We start from the raw sequence: 24841 nt of genomic DNA, 5'->3' as shown, positions 1-24841 counted from the left end.
CACACTCGGGGGCAGAGGATGAAAACCAGCTAAAGGACTAGCTCCCCATCGAAAAGCCCGCTTGATTGCGGGCTTTTTATTGCCTGTCGACCAAGGTCGGCTCGCCCGCCTGACGCTGCGCGGCTAAGGTGAAATTCCAAGGAAAAGGCGGAGATAGAGATGCAGCGCGTTCTAGCGGAGCGACTTTGGATTGCCCTGGGCGGCCAGGCCGAACGCCTGAGTCACCTGGCCTTTCGCAGCGAAGGCTCCCTGCCTTCGGCTTTCTTCGTCACCGAACTGGCCGCCGCCAGCATCGCCAGCGCCGGGCTGGCGCTGGGCGAGTGGCTGGAACCGGACTCCGGTGCCGCCACGTCGCTAGTCGTGGACCGCCGGCTGGCCTCCTTCTGGTTCTCCACTTCCTTGCGCGCCCAAGGCTGGATACCTCCCGACCTGTGGGGCGCCATCGCCGGCAACTACCGCACCCGCGACGGTTGGGTTCGCCTGCACACCAATGCCCCACATCACCGTGCCGCCGCACTTCGGGTGCTCGGTACCGAGAATGATCGGGATCGGGTCGCAGACGCCGTGGCTAACTGGCGCGCGGGTGAGCTGGAACTGGCGATCGTGAAGGAGGGCGGCTGTGCGGCCGAAATGCGCTCCTGGGAGGCCTGGAAACAGCACCCGCAAGGCCTCGCCGTTGCCCGCGAGCCGCTGGTATTGCGCGATCTCCAACTGGTCTCCGGGCCTTCCCTGGATATCGAGATCGACCGCGAGCGACCATTGGCCGGACTGCGCGTGCTGGACCTGACCCGCGTGCTGGCCGGGCCGATCGCCACGCGCTTCCTCGCCGGCTTTGGCGCCGAAGTCCTGCGCATCGATCCGCCGGACTGGGAAGAGCCCGGCGTGGTGCCGGAAGTCACCCTGGGCAAGCACTGCGCGCGCCTGGACCTGCGCCAACCTGCGGATCGGGAGCGCTTCCAGGCGCTGCTCGCCAGCGCCGATGTGCTGGTGCACGGCTATCGGGCCGATGCCCTGGACCGCCTGGGGTTCGGTGCCGATGTACGGCGGACCCTTGCGCCGGGGCTGGTGGATGTCAGCCTGAATGCCTATGGCTGGTCGGGCCCCTGGAGCGAAAGGCGCGGTTTCGACAGCCTGGTGCAGATGAGCAGTGGCATCGCCGAGGCCGGGCGCATCTGGCGGAGCGAAGACAAACCCGTACCCTTGCCGGTGCAGGCACTCGATCACGCTACCGGCTACCTGATCGCCGCGGCGGCCTTGCGCGGGTTGGCCGAGCGTCGGCGCAGCGGCCGTGGGAGTCGTTGGCGCCTGTCGCTGGCGCGCACGGCGCAATGCCTGCTGGAGGCGGGCGTTTCGTCAGTGGGTTCGCTGGAGCTGGCGGCGGAGACGGCCGCCGATCTGGCACCGGGCATCGAGACAACGCCCTGGGGGTACGCGCGGCGCTTGCGTCCGCCACTGCACGTCGCGGGCTCGCCGCTCTACTGGGAATTGCCGGCCTCCGAGCTGGGCTCGGCGCCGGCAGCTTGGCAGCCGGTCAGCCCCGACTGACCTGGAAAGCCTCGCCAGTGGTGAAGAAAGCGCCGCCGGCCTGGTAATGAATGGTGCGCAGCTCGTCGCTGGGGAAGTGCCAGCGGCCATTGGAGAAGGCGCGCTCGTCCGCGTAGGCGGCCACGACCTCGGCGATGAACAGGTCGTACTTCTCCTGGTTGCGCGGCTCGCTGATCACCTTGCACTCCAGGTAAGCCACGCAGCCATCGACGATCGGCGCCTCGACCTGCTTCGCACGGGAAGTGCGGATATCCAGCTGCTCGAACTTGCTGCCCTCGCCACCGTTGCTCGAGCCTACCGCCAGGGTCAGTTCGGCCTGCTGGCGCGTCGGCAGCTGGATGACGAAGGCGCCCGAGCCTTCCACCAGATGGCGCGACCAGGTGTTGCGGTCCAGCACCAGCATCAGCTTGGGCGGATCGAAGTCCAGCGGCATGACCCAGGCGGCGGCCATGACGTTGGCGACGCCTTCGTGTTCGCTGGTGACGAGGGTGCTCGGGCCGTGGTTGAGCAGCAGGTAGGCCTTGTTCAGCGGCACGTCTTTCAGGTGGTTCATTCAGGGGTTCCTCAGGGCTGGATCAGAGCAACAGGCCGTCCACCGGCTTCAGCGGTTCGGGCAGGTCGGTTTCGCCGAGGATTTCCAGCACGGCGATTTCCATGTTGCGGCTCATGGCGTCCAGCGGCAGGTCGTTGGGTTGGGTATCGAAAGGGTCGGCGATCTGGTCGCCGAGGGCGTCCAGGCCGAAGAAGGTGTAGGCCAGCACGCACACCGCCAGCGGGGTGAACCAGCCGATGCTGTCCACCAGGCAGAAGGGCAGCAGGAAGCAGTAGACGTGCACGATGCGGTGCAGCATCAGGATGTAGGGGTAGGGGATCGGCGTGTTGCGGATACGCTCGCAGCCGCCCAGCACGTATGACAGGCGGGTCATCTGCTGGTCGATGGCGGCCAGGGTTATGTCACTGGCGCCGCTGGCACGGCCGCGGTCGGCAAAGCGCTGGCCAAGGTTGGCGAGCAGGACGTTGGTCGGGCTGCGGCTGGCGGCCAGCGCGGCGGCCTCGTCGCCCATCAATCGGCGCACGTCTTCGCTCTGCGGGGTGCCGCGCAGCTGGTCGCGCAGGGCATAGGTGAAGGCGATCAGCTGGTTGCCCAGTTGGCGACGGCCTGCGCTATCCAGGTCCGGCAGTAGCGAGCGGGTCTGCCGCGCCAGGTTGCGGGTTACGATCAGCAGTTCGCCCCAGAGCGTGCGCGCCTCCCAGAAGCGCTGGTAGGCGACGTTGTTGCGGAAGCCGAGGAAGATCGCCAGCGTCAGGCCCCAGAGGGTGAAGGGCGTGGAGGTGATGATCACCTTGTAGTGGTAGAGCGTGCCGTGGGTGGCCACCACCAGCGAGCTGAGCAGCACCGTGTACAGCACCTTGCGCCAGATGGCGGGGATGATCGACCCCTTGAGGGAGAACAGCAGGACCCAGAGTGTCGGGCTTTGCGGGCGGAGGATCATCGGGCGGCATCCGGTGGGGCGGAGCGCGCATGATAGCCGAGATAGAGGCGGGGATGCGGTTCGCGGGCCCCTGTAGGAGCGGGCCATGCCCGCGATCGCGGCTCCTACAGGGAATTGCCGATATCAGCCCTGTTCGTACAGCTTCACGATGGCCGAGAAGTCCAGCTGACCGTTGCCCTGGTTGCTGAAGGTCTGGAACAGCTGCTGGGCCAGCGCACCGAGCAGCACGGGCTGGCGCACCTGGCGCGCTGCCTCGCTGGCCAGGCCGAGGTCCTTGAGCATCAGGTCGGTGCCGAAGCCGCCGCTGTAGCCGCGCGCCGCCGGGGCGCCGGTGAGCGGGTTGTTCACTTCCGAGCTCCAGCAGCGGCCGCTGGAGGTGTTGATGATGCCGGCCAGCACCTCCGCGTCCATGCCCAGCTTCACGCCCAGGGACATGGCTTCCGCCACGCCGATCATGGAGATGCCCAGCAGCAGGTTGTTTGCCACCTTGGCTACCTGACCGTTGCCGGCGCCGCCGCAGTGCACGATGTTCTTGCCCATGGCGGCGAGTACCGGGCGGGCGCGGTCGAAATCGGCCTGCTCGCCGCCGACCATGAAGGTCAGGGTGCCCGCGGCAGCGCCAGCGGTGCCGCCGGAAACCGGCGCATCGAGCATCGGGTTGCCATGTGCGAGGGCGGCGGCGCTGACGTCACGGGCGTTCAGCGGGTCGATGGTGGACGAGTCGATCAGCAACACGCCGGGTTGCACGTTGGCCAGCAGGCCGTCGTCACCGAGGAAGACCTGCTTCACGTGGGCGGCGGCGGGCAGCATGGTGATGATCACCTCGACATCGTCGCGCGCCACTTCGGCGGGCGATGCCAGGGCGCGGGCGCCGAGGGCGACGGCCGCTTCCACAGCCTTGGCGGAGAGATCGAAGACGCTCAGGTCGAAGCCGGCCTTGAGCAGGTTGGCGGCCATGGGGCCGCCCATGTTGCCGAGTCCGATGAAGCCGATGCGCATGGGTTGATCCTCTTCTTCTTGTTCGGGGCGCCCGGTCGATCAGGCGCGAAAGGAGGTGCCCGCCCGCGTGGTGCCGGGTCCGGACCAGCATCCTTGCTGAAGTCCGGGGCGACTCGGGGCGAGCGGGCGGGCAGGCTGAGTTATTTGAGATTGATGGTGGTGTTCACCGCGCCGCCGACCTCGTTCTCGTCGAACCAGCGTTCGGTGACGGTCTTGGTCTGGGTGTAGAACTGCACCACCTGCTTGCCGTACGGGCCCAGGTCGCCGAGCTTGGAGCCGCGCGAGCCGGTAAAGGAGAACAGCGGCACCGGCACCGGGATCGGCACATTGATGCCCACCTGGCCGACGTCGATCTCTTCCTTGAAGTGCCGCGCGGCGGCGCCGGAGCGGGTGAACAGCGCGGTGCCGTTGCCGTTGGGGTTGGCGTTGATCAGCTCGATGGCCTCGTCGAAGGTCTTCACCGACACCACGCAGAGCACCGGGCCGAAGATTTCCTCGCGGTAGATGGTCATCTGCGGGGTGACGCCGGAGAACACGGTAGGGCCGACGAAATTGCCCTTGGCGTAGCCGGCCACCTGCGGATTGCGGCCGTCCAGCTCCAGCTTGGCGCCTTCCTGGGTGCCGCGTTCGATCAGGCCGCTGACGCGATCCAGCGCCGCGCAGGAGACCAGCGGGCCGACGTCGGTATTGGCCTCGGTGCCGCCGCTGACCTTGAGGGTCTGCGCCTTGGCCACCAGGTCGGGAATCCAGTCGTGCGCTTCGCCCACCAGAATCGCCACCGACAGCGCCATGCAGCGTTGCCCGGCGGCGCCGAAGGCGGCACCGGCAATGGCGTTGAGGGTCTGATCCTTGTTGGCGTCGGGCAGCACGATGGCGTGGTTCTTCGCGCCCATCATGCATTGCACGCGCTTGCCGGCCAGGGAGGCGCGGTTGTAGACGTGGGTGCCGACGCGGGTCGAGCCGACGAAGGACACGGCCTTGATGTCCGGGTGGTCGCAGATGGCGTTCACCACGTCCGGGCCGCCATGGATGACGTTGAGCACGCCCGGCGGCACGCCGGCCTCATGGGCCAGCTCGACCAGGCGCATGGTCACCATCGGATCCTGCTCGGAGGGTTTGAGGACGAAGGTGTTGCCGGTAGCGATGGCCATCGGGAACATCCACAGCGGGATCATCGCCGGGAAGTTGAAAGGGGTGATGCCGGCGCAAACGCCGATAGGCTGCAGGAGGGTGAAGGTATCCACGCCGCCGGCCACGTTGTTGGCCAGCTCGCCCAGCTGCAGGTTGCCGATCCCTGCGGCGTGCTCGACCACTTCCAGGCCGCGGAACACGTCGCCTTCGGCGTCAGGCAGGGTCTTGCCCTGTTCGGCGGTGAGGATGGCCGCCAGTTCCTTCATGTTCTCGCGGATCAGTTGCTGGTACTTGAGGAAGATGCGCGCGCGGGCGCCGATGGGCGTCTTCTTCCAGGTCTTGAACGCGGCCTTGGCGCTGGCCACCGCGCGCTCGACTTCCTCGGGCGTGGCGAAGGGCACGCGGGCGAGGACTTCCTGAGTGGCGGGGTTGATCACGTCGCGCCATTCGGAGGTGGTGGACTCGACGGGCTTGCCGTCGAGGAAGAGTTTGACGGTTGGGACGGCAGTTGCAGTCATCGGGGTTCTCCCAGCCTGAAGGCTTTCTTGTTGTCTGGAACGATCCTAGCAGTGCATTTTTGATGTGCTCAATGAGGTGATGTGCAAGTATGCTCTGCGTTTTTGCACACGCGGCCTGCGCCGAGGCAGATATGGACTGGGACAACCTGCGGTTTTTCCTCGAGCTTTCCCGAGCCGGCAAGCTGACCGTCGCTGCCCGGCGCCTGGGCGTGGACCACACCACGGTCGCCCGCCGCCTGCAGGCGCTGGAGAAGAGCGTCGGCGCCCAACTGCTGGTGCGCGAGCCTGCCGGCTATCGGCTGACCGAGGCTGGCCACGGGCTATTGCCCCAGGCCGAGGCCATGGAAAGCGCCTGCAAGGTGATCGAGAAACGCCTGGCCGGCGCCGAGGACAATCTCTCCGGCAAGGTGCGCATCGGCGCCACCGAGGGCTACGGCTCGACGCTGCTGACCTCGCAACTGGTGGAGCTGAACCAGCGCCACCCGCACCTGGGGGTGGACCTGCTGGCGGTGCCGCGCGCACTGCAGCTGTCGCGCCATGAGGCGGACATCGTTATCACCCTGGAACGCCCCGGTCGCGGGCCGTACATCATTACCCGACTGACCGACTACGTGCTGCGCCTCTACGCCTCGAAGGACTACCTCGCCGAGCGCGGTCCGATCCGCAATCGCGACGACCTGCGCGAGCACGCCCTGGTCGGCTACGTCGACGACCTGCTCTACAGCAAGGAGCTGCAGTACCTCGATGAGATCGGCCGGCCGCTGCACATGGCGCTGCGCTGCACCAGCATCCTCGCCCAGCAGCGCGCGGTGTCGGAGGGCGCCGGGCTGGCGATTCTGCCGGCGTTCGCAGCAGCCGAAGACCCGTCGCTGCAGCCGGTGCTGGCAGGGGAAATCGAGTTCGTGCGGACCTTCTGGATGCTGATGCCGACTGAGCTCAAGGACATCGCGCGGATGCGCACTACCTGGGATTTCCTGCGGGAGAAAGCCGAAGGCAGCCAGGATGTGCTGATGGGGCGCGCCGTTTGAGTGTCGCCAGGATGGAAGTTTCAACAGTGACAGGTGCCCGCCAGGACAGCGTGGGAACCGTTTGAGGAGAAGGAAGAATGGCTGAAATCATCCCGCTGTCGGCGGAGCTGGAACAACAACTGGCAGACCTGCAACAGCAGGGCCTGGAGTTGCTTCAACTGCCCCCCGAGTTGCCACCCCATGAGGTGGTCGCGGCGATTACCCAGTACGTACGCGATGCCAAGGCGCAGCGGCGCGAGGTGGACGATGACGCGGTGTTCGCGCTCGGCGCCCTGTTGGGCCGGCAGTTCGTCGAAGGATTGGGCTGGCACTGGGGCGACGTGACCTGGGACGAGGATCCCGACACGGCGGCCATCGGCGTGCTCAACCCGGATGATTCGCTGTTCAACAATCCGATCGGCTGGGTCAGCCAGGCACTGGCCAGCGAGGGTGGCGTGACCTTCATGCTGAGCTACAACATGATCCAGGCCAACGAGACTCCGGTCTTCGAGCCGGGGAGCGCGACCGGGCTGTACTGAAGAAACTGCAAGGGCTGGGCATGACCCAGCCTTTGCGGCTGCGCTTTACGCCAGACCGACGTAGAGGTTCTGCACGTCGTCGTTGCCGTCCAGGGCGTCGAGGAAGGCTTCGACTTCCTCCAGTTCCGCGTCGGACAGGCTCACCGGGTTCTTTGCCTTGTAGCCGAGCTTGGCCGAGGCCACGGTGAAGCCGTGCTCGGGCAGGGCGCGGCAGACGGCGTCCAGGTCGGTGGAGTCGGTGAGGAACAGGGTGTCGCCGTCTTCCTCGCCTGGCTCGAAGTCCTGGGCGCCGGCTTCGATGGCGGCCAGTTCCGGGTCGGCGTCAGTGCTGGCCGGGGTGGCCTCGACCAGGCCCAGGTAATCGAAGTCCCAGGAGACCGAGCCGGAAGCGCCCAGCTGGCCCTTGCGGAACAGCACGCGGATTTCCGCGATGGTGCGGTTCACGTTGTCGGTCAGGCACTCGACGATCACCGGTACGCGGTGCGGGGCGAAGCCTTCGTAGACCACGCGCTCGAAGGTGGCGGCGCCGTCCAGCAGGCCAGCGCCTTTTTTGATGGCGCGCTCCAGGGTGTCGCGCGGCATGGAGGCCTTCTTGGCCTGCTCGACGACCAGGCGCAGCTTCGGGTTCATGTCGGGATCGGCACCGTTGCGCGCGGCGATCATGATTTCCTTCGACAGTTTTCCGAAGATGCGGCCCTTGGCGTTGGCGGCGACTTCTTTATGTTTGGCTTTCCACTGGGCGCCCATAGTGATCTCTTGCTGGCGGTTACTGATGGACGGCAAGTCTAAGGCCTCGCGCGGCCGCTGGCGATATCCGGCGGATCAGCGCGGGACCGCGAATACCGCGCTGGCCTGCGCCACCACCTTGTCGCCCACCGACAGCAGCGCATTGGCAAAGGCCATCTGCCGGCCCTGCCGGCTGTGCAGCAGGCGGATGCTCAGCCAGTCACCGACCTGGGCACTGGAGACGTAGTCCAGGGTCAGGCTGGCGGTGACCAGCGGTTGCGGCGGTTGGCTGGAGAAGGCCATGGCGTAGCCCATGCCGATGTCCGCCAGGGTCGCGAGGATGCCGCCATGCACGCCGCCGCGGCTGTTGGTGTGCCGTTCGTCCAGCAGCAGGCCGAGTTCCAGTGAATCACCTTCGCCACGCACCAGGAACGGGCCGAGCAGGTCCAGCAACGGATTGCGCCGCTGCAGCGGCTGGAAGCCTTCGGGGTAGTCCAGATCGGCGAGTGCGTTCATTGCCAGCCTCCGGTGTGCTGCTGCAGCACGGCGCGGACGGTTTCGATGACCCGTTGCGGGACGCGGTAATCCGGGTGGCCGCGGAACACCGCTGCGGCATCGGCCAGGCGGGTGAGGGCGAGCAGCTCGCTCTCGGCCTTGCGGGTATCGCTGGCGCCCGCCGGCAGGGCCAGTGCCTGGCGCTCGCAGGAGCAGGCGGCCTGCGCGTTGACCAGCCCGCAATGCTGCTGCATGAACTCATCCAGTCGCTGGCGTGCCCGTGACAGGCGCTTGCGGTAGGCCGCCGGTTCGATCTTCAGCACCGCCGCCGCCGTCTCCGAGTCCAGCCCGAAGGCGATGTCGAGCACATAGGCCAGGCGCTGCTCGCGCTCCAGGCACATCAGCATGCCCTGTGTGCAGGCCAGCGCGATGCGCTCGGCGGCGAGCTTGTCGGCCGGTTCAAGCGGGCGCTCATTGGCTTCGGCCAGGCGCAGGCCGAGTTCGAGCTTTTCCGCCAGAGCTTCCAGCGACACGGTGGGCGTCTCACGGACCTTGGTGCGCGCAGTCAGCAGCGCGTTGCTGGCGATGCGGAAAGCCCAGGTGGAGAACTGGCTGTCGCCGCGGAAGCTGGCAAGGTGCGTGGTGATGCGCAGGAGGATTTCCTGGCTGGCGTCCTGGGCATCTTCACGGCGGCCGAGCATGCGCAGGGCGAGGTTGTAGACCGGTGCTTGCAGGGCCACCAGCAGCGCATCGAGGGCGGCGGGGTCGCCTTGCTGGGCGCGTTGCAGTTGCTGCGGGTCGATGGCGGGAAATTTCATGGTGTCCTCCAGACGTGCCGGACGAAAGGCCGGCTGTTCGTCCTTGGACTCGGCTCCACTGAATTTTGTGACCATCAACCCTGCGCGGAGAGAAAGGTATACAGCCGCTCATCCAGCGAGTGCGCGACGTTGAAGCGCATCCACGGCACGCTGCGGCCGTCGGGCATGAACAGCTGGCCGGGGAACAGCAGGATCTTCGCTTCCTTGGCGCGGCTGGCGAGCAAAGTGGCGTCGTCCACCGCTCGGTGCCGGGCCCAGAGGAACAGGCCGGCGCGGGGTTCGTGGAAGATTTCCAGGCCGGCGGCTTCCAGGCGCCGCGCCACGCTGTCGTGGGCCTCGCCGAGCTGATCGCGCAGCTGGCGCACGTGCTTGCGGTGGCGGCCCTGCAGGAGGATGTCCAGAGCCAGGGTCTCGGTGAGTTCCGAGCTGGTCAGGCCGCTGACCATCTTCAGCGGCACCAGCTCCTCGATCAGCTCGGGGTGCGCGGCGATGAAGCCGGTGCGCAGCGCCGGGGCGATGACCTTGGACAGGCTGCTGATGTAGATCACCCGCGCCAGTTGGTCGAGGTTGGCCAGCAGCAGTTGGCCGGCGGGGTCGAGTTCGGCGTAGATGTCGTTCTCGACGATGAGGAAATCGTACTTCTCGGCCAGTTGCAGCAGGCGGTGCGCGGCGGCCAGCGACAGGCTGCCGCCGGTGGGGCTCTGCAGGCGCGCCTGGGTGAAGTAGACCTTGGGGCGGTGCTCGTGGGCCAGTTGCTCCAGGCGGTCGAGGTCCAGCCCGTCGGCGCTGCGCGGTACGCCCAGCAGTTGCGCGCCCTGCAGCCGCAGGTTGAGGAACAGGTTGTGGTAGCCGGGCTCATCGACCAGCACCGGATCGCCACGCTGCACCAGGTAGCGCACGGTCAGGTCCAGCGCCTGGCTGGCGCCGGCGGTCAGCAGGATCTGCTCGGGGCTGGCGGCTACCCCCGCATCGCCCAGGCGGTCGGCGAGCTTGCCGCGCAGCCTGGGGTTGCCCTTGCTGTGGCCGTAGTTGCCGAACTGCGTCGGCTCTTCCCGCGCCAGGCTGCGCAGCCCGCGCAGCAGGCCTTCGCCATCGAGCCAGTGCTCGGGCAGCAGGCCGACGCCGGGGCGCAGTTCCATGCCCAGCGGCTGGAACACCTTGTGCAGCAGCAGGTGTGCATCGAAATCGAATTCGGTGGGCGCCTCATGGCCGGTGCTGTCCTCGACCGCCGGGCCGCGCACGTAGAAACCGGCGTTGGGCACGGCGTTCAGGCAGCCGCGCGCCACCAGCCGGTCGTAGGCCTCGACCACGGTGAAGTGGCTGACGCCGTTGGCCTGGGCGAACTTGCGGATCGAAGGCAGCTTGGCTCCGGGGCGCAGGCGCTGCTCGTCGATGGCCTGGGCGATGCCGTCGACGATCTGGGTGACCAGGGGAATGTCCGAGGTGGGGTCGAGCAACAGCATCCGAAGGTCCGATTCTTGTGTGGGTGAGCGACGGGCAATCTGTACAGGTCCGCGGACCATAACAGCACTGCAGTTTCTGCGTTGTCCCTGTGCATGGTGCGGGCCGGGCGTGGCCAGCACACTCGGTCCCAGACGGCGGCAATACGCCGCATAGCCTGATCACAAGAACACTGCATAAGAACAAGGACAGCCCGTCATGCGTGACACAGCTTACAACATCGATCCGTCGAGCATTTCCGCCGAAGAGTGGCAGGCGCGCTGCGACCTCGCCGCGCTGTACCGGCTGATCGCGCACTTCCGCTGGACCGACCACATCGACACCCATATCTCCGCGCGGGTGCCGGGCGAGCCGGGCCACTACCTGATCAACCGCTACGGCGTCCTGTTCCATGAAATGCGTGCCTCCGACCTGGTGAAGGTCGACCACCATGGCGACGTCATCGACCCGCGCTTCGGCCCGAAAAGCGTCAATCGCGCCGGCTTCAACATCCATTCCGCGGTGCACGCCGCCCGCGAGGACGTGGCCTGTGTGATCCACACCCACACCGCCGCCGGCATTGCGGTGTCCGCCCAGGAAGACGGCCTGCTGCCGATCAGCCAGCACGCGCTGAAGTTCTACGACCGCCTGGGCTACCACGACTACGAAGGCATCGCCCTGGACCCGGACGAGCGTTCGCGCCTGGTCAACGACCTGGGCAGCCACATGGTGATGATCCTGCGCAACCACGGCCTGCTGGCCACCGGGCGCTGCATCGCCGAAGCCTTCAACCAGATCTACTTCCTCGAACGCGCCTGCCAGGCGCAGGTCCAGGCCCTTGCCGGCGGCCGCCAGCTGCGTTACCCGCCGCACGCCGTGTGCGAGCGCGTCGCCGTGCAGGAAGAGGAGGCGCTGGTCGACGGCCTGCATCTGCTGGCCTGGGAATCGGCCCTGCGCCTGATCGAGGACGCTGAGGCCGTCTATCGAAGTTAAGAAAAATGGGCGCACCTGACCCTGCTATCGTGCCCCGGTCCGCAGAGACCGGGCGCCTGCGTGCTTGAACCATCTGCCAACAACAAAGCCAAGAGGTGGAAATGAAAAACCCGATTCTGGGAGCCCTGCTCATGGGCGTGGCGTCCGGCGCCATGGCTGCTGATCTGACCGTGATCTCATTCGGCGGCATCAGCAAGGACGTACAGACCGAGGCCTTCTACAAACCCTTCGAGAAGAAGGAAGGGATGAAGGTGATCGCCGGCGAGTACAACGGCGAAATGGGCAAGATCAAGGCCATGGTCGACACCGGCGGCGTCAACTGGGACGTCGTCCAGGTGGAAGGCCCGGAGCTGCTGCGCGGCTGCGAAGAAGGCCTGTTCGAACAGCTCGACCCGGCGATCCTCGGCAAGGCCGAAGATTACGTGCCCGGCACCATCTCCGACTGCGGCGCCGGCCTGCTGGTCTGGTCGATGGCCATGGTCTACGACGGCAAACGCCTCGCCAACGGCCCGACCGGCTGGACGGATTTCTGGGACACGAAGAAATTCCCCGGCAAGCGCTCGCTGCGCAAAGGCGCCAAGTACACCCTGGAGATCGCCCTGCTGGCCGACGGCGTGAAGAAGGAAGACCTGTACAAGGTGCTGTCCACCAAGGAAGGCGTGGACCGCGCATTCAAGAAGCTCGATGAGATCAAGCCGTCGATCCAGTGGTGGGAGTCCGGCGCGCAGCCGATGCAGTTCCTCGCCAGCGGTGACGTGGTCATGAGCACTGCCTACAACGGCCGCGCCTTCGCTGCGCAGGAAGAGGGCGTGCCGATGAAGGTGGTGTGGAACGGCAGCCTGTACGCCATCGACTCCTGGGCGATCCCCAAGGGCAGCCCGAACAAGAAGGCCGCCGAGGACTTCATCGCCTTCTCGCTGTCGCCCGAGCAGCAGAAGATCCACACGGTGAAGCTGGGCTATGGCTCGGTGAACCTGGGGACCAACAAGCTGATCGATCCCAAGCTGATCGAGCGCCTGAACACCGCGCCGGCGAACCTCGAGCAGGCCGTACCGGTGAACTTCGAGTTCTGGGTCGACCACGGCGAGGACCTGGAGCAGCGCTTCAACGCCTGGGCGGCGAAGGGCTGATCGACGCTTCAGCGCGGGTCGCGGCACCCGCGTAATTTGCTCACCGGCTCGGCTCGTCCCTGCAAGGAATCGTGTTCCCCTGCAGGGGCGGGCCTTGCCTGCGATCACGCCCATGGGGCGTTCCTACAGGTTTGCTCCGGCGTGTTCCGTGGCGTGGCAATGGCCCACGCCCGTGATCCTCGTCAATTCAAACCTTGCGCCACACGCTCGCCAGCCAGGGCTGCTGCTCCCGCGGCAGTCCGGCGGGGCGGTAGTAGTGCTCCAGCTCGCGGAAGCCGGCGTCCTCCAGCAGACGCGTCCAGTTCTCAAGGTCGTGGTACGAGCCATAGCGCCCGCCATTCCAGCCTTCCTGGTTCTCCCCACGTGGATTGGAGCTGAACAGCACGCCACCCGCCTTCAGCGCCCTATGCAGCTGGCGCAGAACACGTGGCAGCTCGCTGCGTGGTACGTGGAACAGGCTGGCATTGGCATAGATGCCGTCGAAGCGCTCGGCGGGCAGGTCGAGGGCGAGGAAGTCCTGCTGCCAGACCTCGCAGCCGCTGGCCTCGCGCGCCATGGCGACGAAGTCGGCGCAGCCGTCCAGGCCGACCGGAGCATGCCCCAGGCTTTTCAGCGCGCAAAGGTCGCGCCCCGGACCGCAACCGAAGTCGAGCAGCGCGAAAGGTGCTTCGCCCTGGATGTGCCGCAGCAGCGCGGCAATGTTCTGCGTGACGTCGTGGTCCCAGGTGCCCTCGCGGAAGGACTGGGCGCTGTTCTGGTAGTGCTGCAGGGTGACACGGGAAATGTCGCGCAGGATCGGGTCTTCGGTGCTCATGTCGGCAGTCGGTCTAAGGTGGATGCCCGAGTCTACAACGACGCCTGACGGATGGCTCCATTGGCCGGCCACCGCAGGGCGAATAACCCGGAGCAGGCTGTCCGCCATAGGCGTTATGCGCCCTACAGAGGCGCATTGGCCGGCACCGTAGGGCGAATAACCCGGAACGGGTTATCCGCCGATGCCACCGCGGCGTATAACGCTGGCGCGTTATACGCCCTACGGTCTGTGCCGTGCGCGCACCTGTGGGAAAGTTTGAAAGTCAGTGCCGGGGCGCACTGCGGGAAGGGGCGCCCCTAGACTGGGGCCTTGCCATCAAGGATCAGCAGGATGTCCATCCACCAGAAACTCGCCACGCTCGACTGGCCCGCACTCACCCAGCAACTCGACGCCGACGGCCACGCGCTGATCCCCGGCCTGCTGGACAGGGCGCAGTGCGAGACACTTCGCGCGCTCTACGACCAGGACGCGCTATTTCGCAGCCGCGTGGTCATGGTCCGGCACAATTTCGGCCTCGGCGAATACCGTTACTTCGCCTATCCCTTGCCGACCTTGCTGCAGGAGCTTCGCCAAGCCTTCTATCCGACGCTGCGCACCATCGCCAACAGCTGGCAGGAGCGCATGGGCACAGGTATCCAGTACCCGCCGGAGCATGCCGACTTCCTTGCCCAATGCCATACCTCCGGGCAGCACCGGCCGACACCCTTGCTGCTGCGCTACCGTGCCGGCGACTACAACTGCCTGCACCAGGACCTCTACGGCGAACTGGCCTTCCCGCTGCAGTTGACGATCCTGCTGTCGCGGCCGGGCGAAGAGTTCACGGGTGGCGAGATCGTCCTCACCGAGCAGCGCCCGCGCATGCAATCGCGGGCGAGCGTGGTGCCGTTGCAGCAGGGCGATGCGGTGGTGTTCGCCGTGGCCCAGCGCCCGTTTCACGGCGTGCGCGGCTATCACCGGGTCAATCTGCGCCACGGCGTCAGTCGCCTGCATACCGGCGAGCGCTTCACCCTCGGGGTGATCTTCCACGATGCGCTGTGAGGAGTAGCATGGATCGGTCCAGGGAACCGGGAGATCGACATGCACTACGAAGTGATTCAGCGCCACCGCAGCGAGTACCCCGCGCCCATTACCTTCGCCAAGGGCGCGCCACTGTTCGTTGGCGAGCGCTATGAAGGCGCCGAGGGCTGGGAAGACTGGTACTTCTGCTCCACGCCCGGCCAGCGCGAGGGCTGGGTGCCGGGGCAGGTGTTCAACATGACCGCGCCGGGCTCCGGGGTGGCGATGGAGGACTACACCGCCCGTGAACTCGACGTGGAAGTCGGCGAGCGGCTCGAAGGCGGACGAGAGCTGGGCGGCTGGCTCTGGTGCGTGCGTTCCGGCGGCGAGGCCGGCTGGGTGCCGCTGGATTGCCTGCAGGAAGTCAGTGCCTGACCCCGCAACGCCTGATCTGCGACGGAGTCAGGCCTTGTAGCGGCGCCCGGCGTGCTGCTTGAGCCAGGCCATCAACCCACGCTGCTGGACCACCGTGGGCTGCTCCACCAACAGCGCGGCGCTGGCCTTCTGGCGGAAGTCGAGCAGACGGCCCATGGCCTCGGCGATCTCCTGGCGCGCCTCCATGCAGGGGGCGAGGGTTTCCTTGTCGATGTAGTAGGCGGCGCCGTCGCTGATGGCGGTGAACTGCGCCTGCCAGGCCGAACCGGTGAGCACACCGGCCTCGCCGAACACTTCGCCCGGCCCCATGCGGCCGGCCTCGATGGTCTGGCTGTCGTGGGGCAGGGTGACGCTGACCACACCGGAGTCGATGATCAGCAGGCGGTCGCTGACATCCCCCGGCGCCAGCAGCACTTCGCCGCGCTTGAACGGGCGGCGCTGCATCCGGTTCGCCAGTTCGTCGCGCTCCTCGTCGCGCAGCGCGTCAAACAGGCCCGAGCGCACCAGCAACGCCCGTGCCCGCGAGGCGCTCTCGCGCATCGGCGCGTCCGCCTCGGCCAGCAGGTTGATGCCGGCGGCCTGCAGGTGGCGGTAGGCGAGGTCGAACAACTGGTTGCGCACCTCGCGTTTCTCGCCCATGGCGGCGACGAAGCCGCTCATTTCGTATTCCACTCCATCGGGCGCGGACTTGCGCACGCTGACCGACGGTGCTGGACTGGCCAGCAGGGCACGGCAGCCCCCAAGGGCGTGCTCCAGCGCCTCGACGACTTTGCGCGGGCGGATGTGTGGGCTGACCGTCAGGCTCACGCTGACACCGTAAAGGTTCGCCGGGCGGCTCAGGTTGAGCACCTTGGCCTTGGCGGCGAGGGAGTTGGGCACCACCGCCAGCGTGCCCTGGGAGGTCTGCAGGTAGGTGGAGCGCCAGTCGATCTCGGTGACCTTGCCCTCGATGCCGTCGATGGAGATCCAGTCATCCAGCTGGTAGGGCTTGGTGGTGTTCAGCACGATGCCGGAGAACACGTCGCTCAGCGTGCTCTGCAGCGCCAGGCCGAGGACGATTGCAACCACTCCGGAAGTGGCCAGCAGGCCCTTCACCGGCAGCTCCAGCACGTAGCCGGCGGCGGCGATGATGGCGACCAGGAAGATCAGCGCGCCGACCACGTCCTGCAGCAACCGACCGCCGTGGCCAATGCGTTGCACCAGCAGGAAGCCCAGCACCACGGTCAGGCAGCGCGCGGCGAACAGCCACCAGAAGATCTGCACGGCGGTGGCGACCATGTGGCTGGGCAGGTCATCCGGCCAGGGCGCGGCGCGCAGCGGGTTCATCCCGGCGTTGAACAGCAGCAGGCTGAACAGCAGGAAGCACAGGATGCGCGTGGCCAGCCGCCAGTGCGGATGGGCCGGGCCGACCAGCCGCCAGAGCAGCAGGTCGATCAGCAGCAGGACAGGGGCGGCGAACAGCGGGTGGGCAGTGAGCAGGGCGGGCATCGAGCCTCTCCTTGGAACGATCGCAAGAAGATGGCACAGAAAGCGCTTTCTGGCAGCGGCCTCAGCTCGGGTTGTGCGAGTCCACCAGCTTCAGCCACTCATCGGTCTCGACTTCGCCGGCGATGCGCAGCTTGGGTTCGCTCTCGTCGAACAGCACCAGGGCGCTGCCGTACTCGGGGGTATCGGTCTCGCGGACCTTGAGGTTCTCGCGCAGGAGGTCGAAGCATTCGCTGTGGGTGACCAGTACGAGGTTGCGGTGCGCGGCCTTGTGCTGGCGGATCTGCTCGGCGAGGTCGCCGTCCTTGCAGGTGAGCAGCCAGTCCTGGCGCGCCACGTTGCGGTCGAACATCAGGTCGGCGGTCTGCACGGTGCGGTTGGCCGGGCTGCTGTAGATGTCGGTGGCGGTCAGGCCGAGGCGGGTGATGCTCTCGCCCATGCTCCGGGCGAGGGCGGCGGCGCGGGCGGTGATGCCGTCGGCGGCGCCCAGGCATTCGGCGGTGGAGCGGTCGCAGCGCTCCATGTGACGCACCAGCAGGACGACCCCGCCGCGGGCCCAGTTCTGCGCGAACAGGCTGCTGCTCGGCACGTCTTCCAGTGGTGTCGGCAGCGAGCGCCAGGCCACCAGGGCGAGAGTGGTGCAGGTCAGCAGGGAAGCGGCCAGAAGGCGAAGGCGGGGCAAGGGTCATCCTCGTGCGCAGGCGTCCGCGCGGGATGCGGGAAGCTGAATGCATGCTGCACCGGGCGGGTGACAATCACGCGATGGGTTGATGACGGGGCGGTGATGAAAGTTCCCCGTGCCCATCGGAAGATCGGGGTCTAGCGAGCGCCTTCGACCACGCTGACGGTGGCAGTGGTGCCGGCGCGCAGGCGGTCGCGGCCCTTGTAGTCCGGGTCGATGGCGATGCGCACGGGGATGCGCTGGGCGAGTTTCACCCAGGTGTAGCTCGGGTTGATGTTGGCCAGCAGCCGCGCGCCGGCGACGTTCTCGCGGTCGGTGATGGCGAAGGCGATGCTCTCGACGTGACCGTCGAAGCGCTCGCCACTCATCAGTTGCACGTTCACCTGATCCCCCTCGCGGATGCGCGGCAGCTTGGTTTCCTCGAAGTAGCCGCCGACGTAGAAGGAGTCGCTGTCCACCAGCGCCACCAGTGAATGGCCGGCGGTGGCGTAATCGCCGGCGCGGGTCAGCAGGTTGGTCACGTAGCCGTTCACCGGCGCCACCACCTGGGTGCGCTCCAGGTCCAGGCGTGCCTGCTTCTGCGCGGCCTCGGAGAGCGCCACATTGGCCTGCGCCAGGCCCAGGTTGGCCTGTTCGCGCAGCAGCTGGGCCTCGGCCACGGTGACGTCGGTCTGGGCCTTCTCCCATTCCTCGTTGGAGATCGCCGAACGCGCCTTCAGCGCCCGACGGCGGACTTCCTCGCTATGGCGCTGCTGCAACAGCGCCTGGTTGGCAGTGATGGCCGCCTGGGACTGGCCGAGTGCGGCGCGGGCAACTTCCACTGCGCGGTCGGCGTGCAGTACCGCCAGTTCGTAGCGCGCCGGGTCGATGCTCAGCAGCAGCTCGCCCTTGCTGACGTGCTGGTTGTCCTTCACCCGCAGTTCGACGATACGCCCGGTGACGTCCGCCGACAGCGTCACCACGTCGGCGCGTACCCGCGCGTCACGGGTCCAGGGCGCCTGGGTGTAGTAGGTCCAGGCGAAGTAGCCGAGGATCAGGGCGAGGGCGACCACGGCCAGGGTGATCAGGGGTGGCAGGGCTTTGCGCAGGCTGGCCATTCAGTGCAGGGCTCCCATGAGCAGGATCAGGCCCGCGCAGATGCAGGCATAGAGTGCGCCTTCGAACAGCGCCTCGTGCCAGACCAGGCGCAGGACGCCGAGGCGACGCAGGCTCCAGTCCAGCAGCAGGAAGATCGGCAGGGCCAGCAGCAGCGCCTGGGCCAGCGGCGGCAGGTAGACCCCGCCCAGTTCGATATCAACGGGCATGCAGCGCGGCTTCCCCGTGATCGTCGTGGAGGTCGGCGGATTCGCCGTAGAGGTCGCGGAAGCGTTCCAGCAGCTCGGCGGCGACCAGCAGTGCGACGCCGCTGACGAACACCGGGCGCATGGCATCGCCGCTGGGGTAGTTGCCGTGGCTTTGCAGCTCGTCCAGCTCGTTGCCCAGCTCGCGGATGGCCGGCAGTACCCGGTGCAGCGGCGCGGCGGGTGGCTGGTCGAGGCAGGCGGCGAGTTCATCCAGCAGCAGCGACAGGCGCTCGCGCAGGGCTTGCGGCAGGCCGTTGGGGTTCAGGCTCTCGCGGCGTAGCTGGTGCAGCACCACGCCCAGGGTCATGCTCGCCAGGCTGCACTGGAAGCGCTCGCCGGACTGGCTGTCGCGCGCCGCCGGCAGCAACCCGAGCATGATCGCCAGGCGATCCACCATGCGGCTCTCGAACAGGAAGCGGCGCGCCTCGCTGGGTTTGGACAGCAGCACCGAGCGCACCTCGGCGCGGGTGCGGCGCGATTGCCGGCGCAGGCGCGCATCGGCGTCGAAGGGGAACACCCAGGCATAGACCAGCAACGCCAGCACACCGGCGCTGACGTAGCCGCCGGCGAACTCGAACCATTGCAGCGAGGTGTTGATCCACGCGCCCTGGTTCTGCGGGCCGACCAGCAGGAAGGTGGACAGCCCGAGGCCGATGCCGATCCCGGCGGTCTGCGGATTGGCCAGGCCCACCGCGATCACGTACAGCAGTGGCGTGAGGAACAGTGCGAGCATCTCGAAGTCGCCAACGCTGGGCAGCAACAGGAACTGCAGTAGTGCCGCCGCCACCAACGCCATGGCCAGCCCGCGCATGTAGGCCAGGCTCGCCATCAGCGGGCGCGGGAAGGTGGCGAGCAGCGAGCAGAGGATGCCGACCAGGATCATCCCGGCGCGGGCGCCGTCCCAGGCGGTCTCGATCCAGACCCAGCCGGCGCAGCACAGCGCGACGAAGGCGCGGGTGGCGTTCATTGCGGCGAGGTGGAAGTCCAGGTGCAGGGCATGGGCCTGGCTCTGCGGATAGGAACTGCTGCCGGGGCGGCCTTCCTGGATCGCCTCGCTCAGCTCGATCATCTCGTCGAGTTGCTGCATCAGCCGCGCCTGCTCGAAGCGCAGCGCCCAGGCCAGGGAACGTAGTGAAGTCGGCAGGCCGTCGGCCAGTTCTTCCGCCTGCCGCGCGGCGGCGTCGAAGCGCTGGCGCAGCTGGGTGATGCGTTTGCGGGTAGCGTTGGGCAGGTCGCGGCCGAATTCGGCCAGCTCGGCGAGGCAGGCCAGTTCGTCTTCGCGCAGGCGACGCACGGATTCGGGCAGCGGGCCGCTCAGGCGCGCTTCGATCAGCTTGCGCTGGCGCCGCAGGATGGCCAGCCGCGACGTCATCAGCACCAGCTGGTTGGCCAACTGCTGCACCAGTTCATCGGCGCCGCGCAGGCGCGGGGCATCGAAATACAGGTGGCGGCGCAGCATCTCCAGGGCGGCGATTTCGCCCAGCAGTTGCTTCTGGCGTTGCTGGAAGTCTTCCTCCAGCTCCTCGCCACGGATCACCGCGGCGGCGTGCACGGCGATCAGGCGGATCAACTGGTCGACCTTGGCGAAGTAGCCGCGCGCGACGCTCTGCGGGCGGGCGAAGAACAGGCTGACCAGGGTCACGCAGGCCACGCCGAGCAGGGTTTCGGTGACGCGGGTGATGGCCAGGGTGTAGGTGGATTCGGGCGCCGGCTGGGCCAGCAGCGCAACTATCACCGCGGTGAAGCCGCTGAGGACGAAGGCATGGGAATAGGTGAAGCGCATCAGGGTGCCGCCGGCCGTGCAGAGCGCCAGCCACAGGGCCAGGGTGACGATGAAGGGCAGCGGCGCCTGGGGAAACAACGCCATGATGGCCACGGCGACCATGGCGCCGATGGTGGTGCCGATCACCTGGGCGAAGCTTTTCTGCAGGGTCATGCCGGCCAGCGGGGTGCTGATGATCACCACCGTCATGGTCGCCCACTTGGGCTGGTCGAGGTCGAGCAGGAACGCCAGGTACAGCGTCAGCAGCCCCGCGAGCACGGTGCGCAGGGCGAACAGCAGGGTATCGCGGCCAGGATGGATGATGGCGCGCAGGTACAGCAGCATGGGTGACATGCCAGGCCCTCGATCTCGGCGGGAAGACGCCCCCGGCGTTGGGGCGTCGCGAACCCTGTTGAGTGTGGTCGAGGTTTTCCGGCTGTGGGAATTTTCTTGGCTTAGCCGGTGGCGTGCAGCGACTGCGCCAGACGCTCCTGGATGAAGTCGAGGAAGCACTGGATGCGCAGCGCCAGCTGCGAGTTGCGGTAGTACACCGCGTGGATCGGCTGGCGGCGTTCGCTGGTCATCTCCGGCAGCACGCGCACCAGCCGCCCGGCACGGATGTCGTCACAGGTCATGAAGCTGGCGAGGCAGGCGATGCCCTGGGCGCCGATGGCCAGCTGGCGCAAGGTCTCGCCGCTGGAGGCGGACAGCGACGGGTCGACCGTGAGGGTGTCGCCCCCGGCGTGGCGGATCGGCCAGACGTTCAGCGCCTCGGGCTGGGTGAAGCCCAGCAGCGAGTGGCCGAGCAGCTCTTCCAGGTTGGTCGGGGTGCCGTGGCGCTCAAGGTATTGGGGAGCAGCGAGCAGGTTCAGGCGGCTGCTGCCCAGCGGACGGGCGTGCAGGCTGGAGTCGGCGAGGTGGCCGATGCGGATGGCGATGTCGGTGCTCTGTTCCAGCAGGTCGATATTGAGGTCGTTGGTATTGAGCTGCAGCTCGATGTCCGGGTAGCGCTCGCGGAAGGCGCCGATATGCGGCACCACGGCGTGCAGCATGAAGGGCGACGCGGCGTTGATCCGCAGGCGCCCGGCCGGGGATTGCTGGCGCAGGGCCAGGCGTTCTTCCAGGGCGTCCATCTGTTCGAGGATGTGGCGGGCGTTCTCGAGAAAGAATTCGCCTTCCTCGGTCAGCTTCATGCGCCGCGTGGTGCGGTTGAGCAGGGTGGTGCCGAGCTTCTCCTCCAGCTTCGACAGCGCCCGGCTCACCGCCGAGGGTGTCAGGCCCAGCTGTTCGGCGGCGGCGGTGATGGAGCCGCAGTCGATCACCGTGGCGAAGGTCTTGAGTTCGTCGGAGTGGGCTTTCATCGGCAGGCCTGTTCGGGAGCGGCGGGGTGATTGTAGGGGCTTGAAGCGGGGATGTCCCTGTAGGAGCGGGCCATGCCCGCGATCGCGCCCATGGGGCGCTCCTGCAAGTCATAAGCTCGGACTCTGTCGGCGATATCGAGTCCGCTGCTCCCGGCAATAGTGTATTCGCTGAGCAGCGCCGGCCCTGCCGGCGGATCGCGGGCATGGCCCGCTCCTACAGGTCGGCTCCGGTGTTTGGGTTGCCGTAGGAGCGGACTTTGTCCGCGATTGATTTAACGTCCATGCCTGAGGCTGGTCAGTAGGTGCCCGGGTAGGCGCCGCCATCGAGCAACAGGTTCTGCCCGGTCAGGTAGCCGGCGTGGGCGCTGCAGAGGAAGGCGCAGAAAGCGCCGAACTCCTCGGCGCTGCCGAAGCGCCCCGCGGGGATTTCCTGTTTGCCCGCATCCACCAGTTCGCCTTCGTCGCGGCCACTGAGGGTCGCCGCGCGGTGGAAGCCGCTGCGCAGGCGGTCGGTGTCAAAGGAGCCGGGCAGCAGGCCGTTGATGGTCACGTTGTTGCCGGCAACCTGCGGCTGGCGGGCAACGCCGGCGACGAAGCCAGTCAGGCCGCTGCGCGCGCCGTTGGACAGGCCAAGGGTGGCGATCGGCGCTTTCACCGAACCGGAGGTGATGTTGACGATGCGCCCGAAGCCGCGCTCGGCCATGCCGTCGATGGTGGCCTTGATCAGCTCGATGGGCGTGAGCATGTTCAGCTCCAGGGCGCGCAGCCAGTCTTCGCGCTCCCAGTCGCGGAAATCGCCGGGCGGCGGGCCGCCGGCGTTGTTGACCAGGATATCCACCTGCGGGCAGGCAGCGAGCAGCGCGGCGCGCACGTCCGGCTGACTGATGTCGCCGGCCACTTCGCGCACTTCCACACCCAGCTGGCGCAGTTCGGCGGCGGTGGCGGCGAGGGTGTCGACGTCGCGGGCGTTGATCGCCAGGTTCACGCCCTCGCGGGCCAGCGCCAGGGCGCAGCCCTTGCCGAGGCCCTTGCTGGCGGCGCAGACCACGGCCCAGCGGCCATTGATGCCCAGATCCATGATGTTCTCCTGTTCGGTGAGAGTGTTTGGCGGAACTGTCCGGGAGCGTCTTTGTAGGATGGGTGGAGCGCAGCGATACCCATGCTGCGGGTGCCTGGTGTTGATGGGTATCGCTGCGCTCCACGCCATCCTACGACGTGTTCTCCCTGCGAAATGGCGGCCGCCGGTCAGGCCGCCGGCAGGCGACTGATCCATTTACCGCTGCCTGCGCCGGACTTCAAGCGGCGCAGTGCTTCGGGCAGTTCGGCGAAGTCGAAGAACTGTTTCGCCGGCGCCTGCAACTGGCCGCTGGCGACGCCTTGCATCAGATGCTCTGCGCCGGCGTGCAGCTCTTGCCAGTCGAGGGTTTCGCCGTGGGCGTGGATGCTGTTGAGCGCCACTTCATGCAGCGAGATGGCGGTGCTGAAAGCCGGCAGCGGGGCGCTTTCCTGGCGATCCTGGATGCACACCAGATGGCCGTTGTAGCCCAGCAGCGGGGCGAGGCTGGCGGCATGGTTGCCGCTGACGGTGTCGAAGATCCCATGCAGGCGGCGCGGACCGAGGGCTTCAAGCAGTTGCTGGGTCCACTGGCCGTCGCGGTAGTCGAAGACTCCGGCGACACCCAGTTGCAGCAGGTGTTCACGGTGCTTCGCCGAGGCCGTCACCCACACGCGCAGGCCGCGTTGCAGGCCGCGTTGCAGGGCGAGTTGCGCCAGCAGGTAGCCGACGGCACCGCCGGCGCCGGTCACCAGCACGTCGCGGTTGTGGCAGGCCGGCAGCTTGTCCAGCGCCTGCCAGGCGGTGAGGCCGGGGCAGGGCAGGCTGGCGGCAGTGGCGTCGTCCAGCGAGTCCGGAACCGGGTAGACGGCGCGGGCGCGCAGCAGGGTGTATTCGGCAAAACTGCCGCCGCGGGTCAGCGCCTGGTGGTAGGCGACGCGGGTACCGGCGCGCAGGTTCACCTCGCTGCCCACCGCGATGATGACGCCGACGCCATCCACGCCGGGCACCTGGCCTTGCTGCCAGTCGTCGCGGCCCCAGTCGATCATCTTCCAGTCCACCGGGTTCAATGCGATGGCGGTGTTGGCCACCAGCACTTCGTCCGGGCCCGGCGTGGGCACCGGCATGCGGGCGAGGCTCAGCCCGTCAAGGCTGGCGCCGGGCGTCCAGGTCCAGGCGGCATAGTCGTTTGTACTCATGAAGACTCCTTGGAAACGGCAAAGCCGCCCCGAGGGGCGGCTGTCAGACAGCGAGGAATCAATCCCAGGCCGGGGCCAGGCTTTCCGGGCTGGTGATGCGCTCGTTGCGCTCCAGCGCGGCGATGGCGGCCATGTCGGCGTCGGTCAGGCGCAGGTCCACGGCACGCAGGTTGCCTTCGAGGTTCTCACGCTTGGTCGACGACGGAATCACCGAGTAACCCAGCTGCATGGCCCAGGCCAGGGTGACCTGTGCGGGGGTGACGCTGTGGCGCTTGGCGATCTCGATGATCACCCCGTCGCTGAGCACCTTGCCGTAGCCCAGGGTCATGTAGGAGGTGATGTGGATGCCCTGGCTCTTGGCGAAATCCACGACCTTGCGGTTCTGCAGGTAGGGATGCAGTTCCACCTGGTTGGTGGCGATCTGGCCGGCGCCAACCGCGGCGATGGCTTCCTGCATCAGCGCGATGGTGAAGTTGGAGACGCCGATCTCGCCGGTCAGACCCTGGGCCTTGGCTTCGGCCAGGGCGCCCATGAATTCGGCGACCGGCACTTCTCCCTTGGGTGATGGCCAGTGGATCAGGGCCAGTTCGACGCGGTCGGTACGCAGCTTGTGCAGGCTGTCCTTGAGGCTGGGGATCAGCTTGTCGGCAGCGTAGTTCTCGGTCCAGATCTTGGTGGTCAGGTACAGCTCCTCACGCTTGACCCTGGCGCCGGCAATGGCCTCGCCGACGTCGGCTTCGTTGCCGTAGATCTGCGCGGTGTCGATGGCGCGGTAGCCCAGCTCCAGCGCGGTGCGGATGGAGTCGATGACGGTCTGGCCCTTGAGGCGGAAGGTGCCGAGGCCGAATGCGGGAACGCTCATGGGAAGTCTCCTTG

At 67.3% G+C, this 24841-nt stretch carries 25 protein-coding genes; 7 read left to right on the top strand and 18 right to left on the bottom strand.

Going from position 1 to position 24841, the window contains the following annotated elements:
* The first annotated feature begins 159 nt into the window (after nucleotides 1-159).
* Nucleotides 160-1545, top strand: a complete 1386-nt coding sequence (locus tag ABKS89_RS16625; RefSeq protein WP_348586170.1) for a CoA transferase — start codon at nucleotides 160-162, stop codon at nucleotides 1543-1545.
* On the opposite strand, the gene ABKS89_RS16620 is transcribed toward ABKS89_RS16625, so the two are convergent.
* The 4 genes from ABKS89_RS16620 to ABKS89_RS16605 form a co-directional block, all read right to left on the bottom strand.
* Nucleotides 1532-2098: a flavin reductase family protein gene (locus ABKS89_RS16620; RefSeq protein ID WP_348586169.1), complete on the bottom strand. Its 567-nt coding sequence runs from the start codon at nucleotides 2096-2098 to the stop codon at nucleotides 1532-1534. The two genes, ABKS89_RS16625 and ABKS89_RS16620, sit on opposite strands and share 14 nt — an antisense overlap.
* 22 nt (nucleotides 2099-2120) lie before the next feature.
* Complete coding sequence (locus ABKS89_RS16615; RefSeq protein WP_348586168.1) at nucleotides 2121-3038, bottom strand: bestrophin family protein; 918 nt, start codon at nucleotides 3036-3038, stop codon at nucleotides 2121-2123.
* 123 nt (nucleotides 3039-3161) lie between these two features.
* The gene (mmsB, locus tag ABKS89_RS16610; protein WP_138215550.1) at nucleotides 3162-4037 is read right to left on the bottom strand and encodes a 3-hydroxyisobutyrate dehydrogenase; all 876 of its coding nucleotides are present in this window, start codon (nucleotides 4035-4037) and stop codon (nucleotides 3162-3164) included.
* Between the two features lie 140 nt (nucleotides 4038-4177).
* A complete protein-coding gene (locus ABKS89_RS16605; protein WP_348586167.1) occupies nucleotides 4178-5686 on the bottom strand; it encodes a CoA-acylating methylmalonate-semialdehyde dehydrogenase in 1509 nt (502 codons plus the stop codon).
* Between the two features lie 131 nt (nucleotides 5687-5817).
* On the opposite strand from ABKS89_RS16605, the gene ABKS89_RS16600 reads away from it, so the two are divergent.
* Nucleotides 5818-6714 (top strand): LysR family transcriptional regulator, encoded by an 897-nt coding sequence (locus ABKS89_RS16600; protein WP_138215552.1) that lies wholly within the window; start codon nucleotides 5818-5820, stop codon nucleotides 6712-6714.
* Nucleotides 6715-6791: 77 nt separating this feature from the next.
* Nucleotides 6792-7232 (top strand): hypothetical protein, encoded by a 441-nt coding sequence (locus ABKS89_RS16595; RefSeq protein WP_138215553.1) that lies wholly within the window; start codon nucleotides 6792-6794, stop codon nucleotides 7230-7232.
* Between the two features lie 45 nt (nucleotides 7233-7277).
* Here the strand turns inward: ABKS89_RS16595 and ABKS89_RS16590 are convergent, their stop codons facing one another.
* The 4 genes from ABKS89_RS16590 to ABKS89_RS16575 form a co-directional block, all read right to left on the bottom strand.
* Entirely contained in the window at nucleotides 7278-7979 is a 702-nt protein-coding gene (locus ABKS89_RS16590; protein WP_138215554.1) for a YebC/PmpR family DNA-binding transcriptional regulator, read from the bottom strand.
* A 75-nt stretch (nucleotides 7980-8054) separates the two neighbouring features.
* Nucleotides 8055-8474: a PaaI family thioesterase gene (locus tag ABKS89_RS16585; protein WP_138215555.1), complete on the bottom strand. Its 420-nt coding sequence runs from the start codon at nucleotides 8472-8474 to the stop codon at nucleotides 8055-8057.
* Nucleotides 8471-9271, bottom strand: coding sequence for an RNA polymerase sigma factor (locus ABKS89_RS16580; protein WP_348586166.1), 801 nt, complete (start codon nucleotides 9269-9271; stop codon nucleotides 8471-8473). Before ABKS89_RS16580 ends, ABKS89_RS16585 begins: the two co-directional genes overlap by 4 nt.
* A gap of 74 nt (nucleotides 9272-9345) precedes the next feature.
* On the bottom strand, nucleotides 9346-10734 hold the full coding sequence (locus ABKS89_RS16575) for an aminotransferase-like domain-containing protein (protein WP_348586165.1): 1389 nt from the start codon (nucleotides 10732-10734) through the stop codon (nucleotides 9346-9348).
* A 196-nt stretch (nucleotides 10735-10930) separates the two neighbouring features.
* Here ABKS89_RS16575 and ABKS89_RS16570 point away from each other — a divergent pair, with 196 nt between their 5' ends.
* Both ABKS89_RS16570 and ABKS89_RS16565 read left to right on the top strand, forming a co-directional pair.
* Nucleotides 10931-11704 carry a class II aldolase/adducin family protein gene (locus ABKS89_RS16570; RefSeq protein WP_348586164.1) on the top strand — a complete coding sequence of 258 codons (774 nt, stop codon included), beginning with the start codon at nucleotides 10931-10933 and terminating at the stop codon, nucleotides 11702-11704.
* Between the two features lie 101 nt (nucleotides 11705-11805).
* On the top strand, nucleotides 11806-12834 hold the full coding sequence (locus ABKS89_RS16565; RefSeq protein ID WP_138215559.1) for an ABC transporter substrate-binding protein: 1029 nt from the start codon (nucleotides 11806-11808) through the stop codon (nucleotides 12832-12834).
* Between the two features lie 187 nt (nucleotides 12835-13021).
* On the opposite strand, the gene ABKS89_RS16560 is transcribed toward ABKS89_RS16565, so the two are convergent.
* Entirely contained in the window at nucleotides 13022-13648 is a 627-nt protein-coding gene (locus ABKS89_RS16560; RefSeq protein ID WP_348586163.1) for a class I SAM-dependent methyltransferase, read from the bottom strand.
* A 330-nt stretch (nucleotides 13649-13978) separates the two neighbouring features.
* Between ABKS89_RS16560 and ABKS89_RS16555 the strand changes: the two genes are divergently transcribed.
* Nucleotides 13979-14686, top strand: a complete 708-nt coding sequence (locus tag ABKS89_RS16555) for a 2OG-Fe(II) oxygenase (RefSeq protein WP_348586162.1) — start codon at nucleotides 13979-13981, stop codon at nucleotides 14684-14686.
* Between the two features lie 39 nt (nucleotides 14687-14725).
* Nucleotides 14726-15079: an SH3 domain-containing protein gene (locus ABKS89_RS16550; protein WP_138215562.1), complete on the top strand. Its 354-nt coding sequence runs from the start codon at nucleotides 14726-14728 to the stop codon at nucleotides 15077-15079.
* A 27-nt stretch (nucleotides 15080-15106) separates the two neighbouring features.
* On the opposite strand, the gene ABKS89_RS16545 is transcribed toward ABKS89_RS16550, so the two are convergent.
* The 9 genes from ABKS89_RS16545 to dkgB all read right to left on the bottom strand — a co-directional run bounded on the left by ABKS89_RS16545 (nucleotide 15107) and on the right by dkgB (nucleotide 24827).
* Nucleotides 15107-16567 (bottom strand): mechanosensitive ion channel domain-containing protein, encoded by a 1461-nt coding sequence (locus ABKS89_RS16545; RefSeq protein ID WP_348586161.1) that lies wholly within the window; start codon nucleotides 16565-16567, stop codon nucleotides 15107-15109.
* A 61-nt stretch (nucleotides 16568-16628) separates the two neighbouring features.
* Nucleotides 16629-17246, bottom strand: a complete 618-nt coding sequence (pmrG, locus tag ABKS89_RS16540) for a lipopolysaccharide core heptose(II)-phosphate phosphatase PmrG (RefSeq protein ID WP_138215564.1) — start codon at nucleotides 17244-17246, stop codon at nucleotides 16629-16631.
* Nucleotides 17247-17383: 137 nt separating this feature from the next.
* The gene (locus ABKS89_RS16535; protein ID WP_138215565.1) at nucleotides 17384-18343 is read right to left on the bottom strand and encodes an HlyD family secretion protein; all 960 of its coding nucleotides are present in this window, start codon (nucleotides 18341-18343) and stop codon (nucleotides 17384-17386) included.
* Entirely contained in the window at nucleotides 18344-18550 is a 207-nt protein-coding gene (locus ABKS89_RS16530; protein WP_045207441.1) for a DUF1656 domain-containing protein, read from the bottom strand.
* A complete protein-coding gene (locus tag ABKS89_RS16525) occupies nucleotides 18540-20705 on the bottom strand; it encodes an FUSC family protein (RefSeq protein WP_348586160.1) in 2166 nt (721 codons plus the stop codon). Before ABKS89_RS16525 ends, ABKS89_RS16530 begins: the two co-directional genes overlap by 11 nt.
* A gap of 101 nt (nucleotides 20706-20806) precedes the next feature.
* Nucleotides 20807-21712, bottom strand: a complete 906-nt coding sequence (locus ABKS89_RS16520) for a LysR family transcriptional regulator (RefSeq protein ID WP_081520426.1) — start codon at nucleotides 21710-21712, stop codon at nucleotides 20807-20809.
* 295 nt (nucleotides 21713-22007) lie between these two features.
* Entirely contained in the window at nucleotides 22008-22790 is a 783-nt protein-coding gene (locus ABKS89_RS16515) for an SDR family oxidoreductase (protein WP_138215567.1), read from the bottom strand.
* A 167-nt stretch (nucleotides 22791-22957) separates the two neighbouring features.
* A complete protein-coding gene (locus ABKS89_RS16510) occupies nucleotides 22958-23965 on the bottom strand; it encodes a zinc-binding dehydrogenase (RefSeq protein WP_348586159.1) in 1008 nt (335 codons plus the stop codon).
* Between the two features lie 58 nt (nucleotides 23966-24023).
* A complete protein-coding gene (gene dkgB, locus ABKS89_RS16505) occupies nucleotides 24024-24827 on the bottom strand; it encodes a 2,5-didehydrogluconate reductase DkgB (RefSeq protein ID WP_348586158.1) in 804 nt (267 codons plus the stop codon).
* Nucleotides 24828-24841: the final 14 nt, after the last annotated feature.

Origin of the sequence: Pseudomonas sp. LABIM340 (assembly GCF_040017195.2) — a bacterium.
Lineage (GTDB): Bacteria > Pseudomonadota > Gammaproteobacteria > Pseudomonadales > Pseudomonadaceae > Pseudomonas.
The sequence above is the reverse complement of the archived record's forward strand: the minus strand, read 5'-3'. Positions and strand labels throughout refer to the sequence as shown.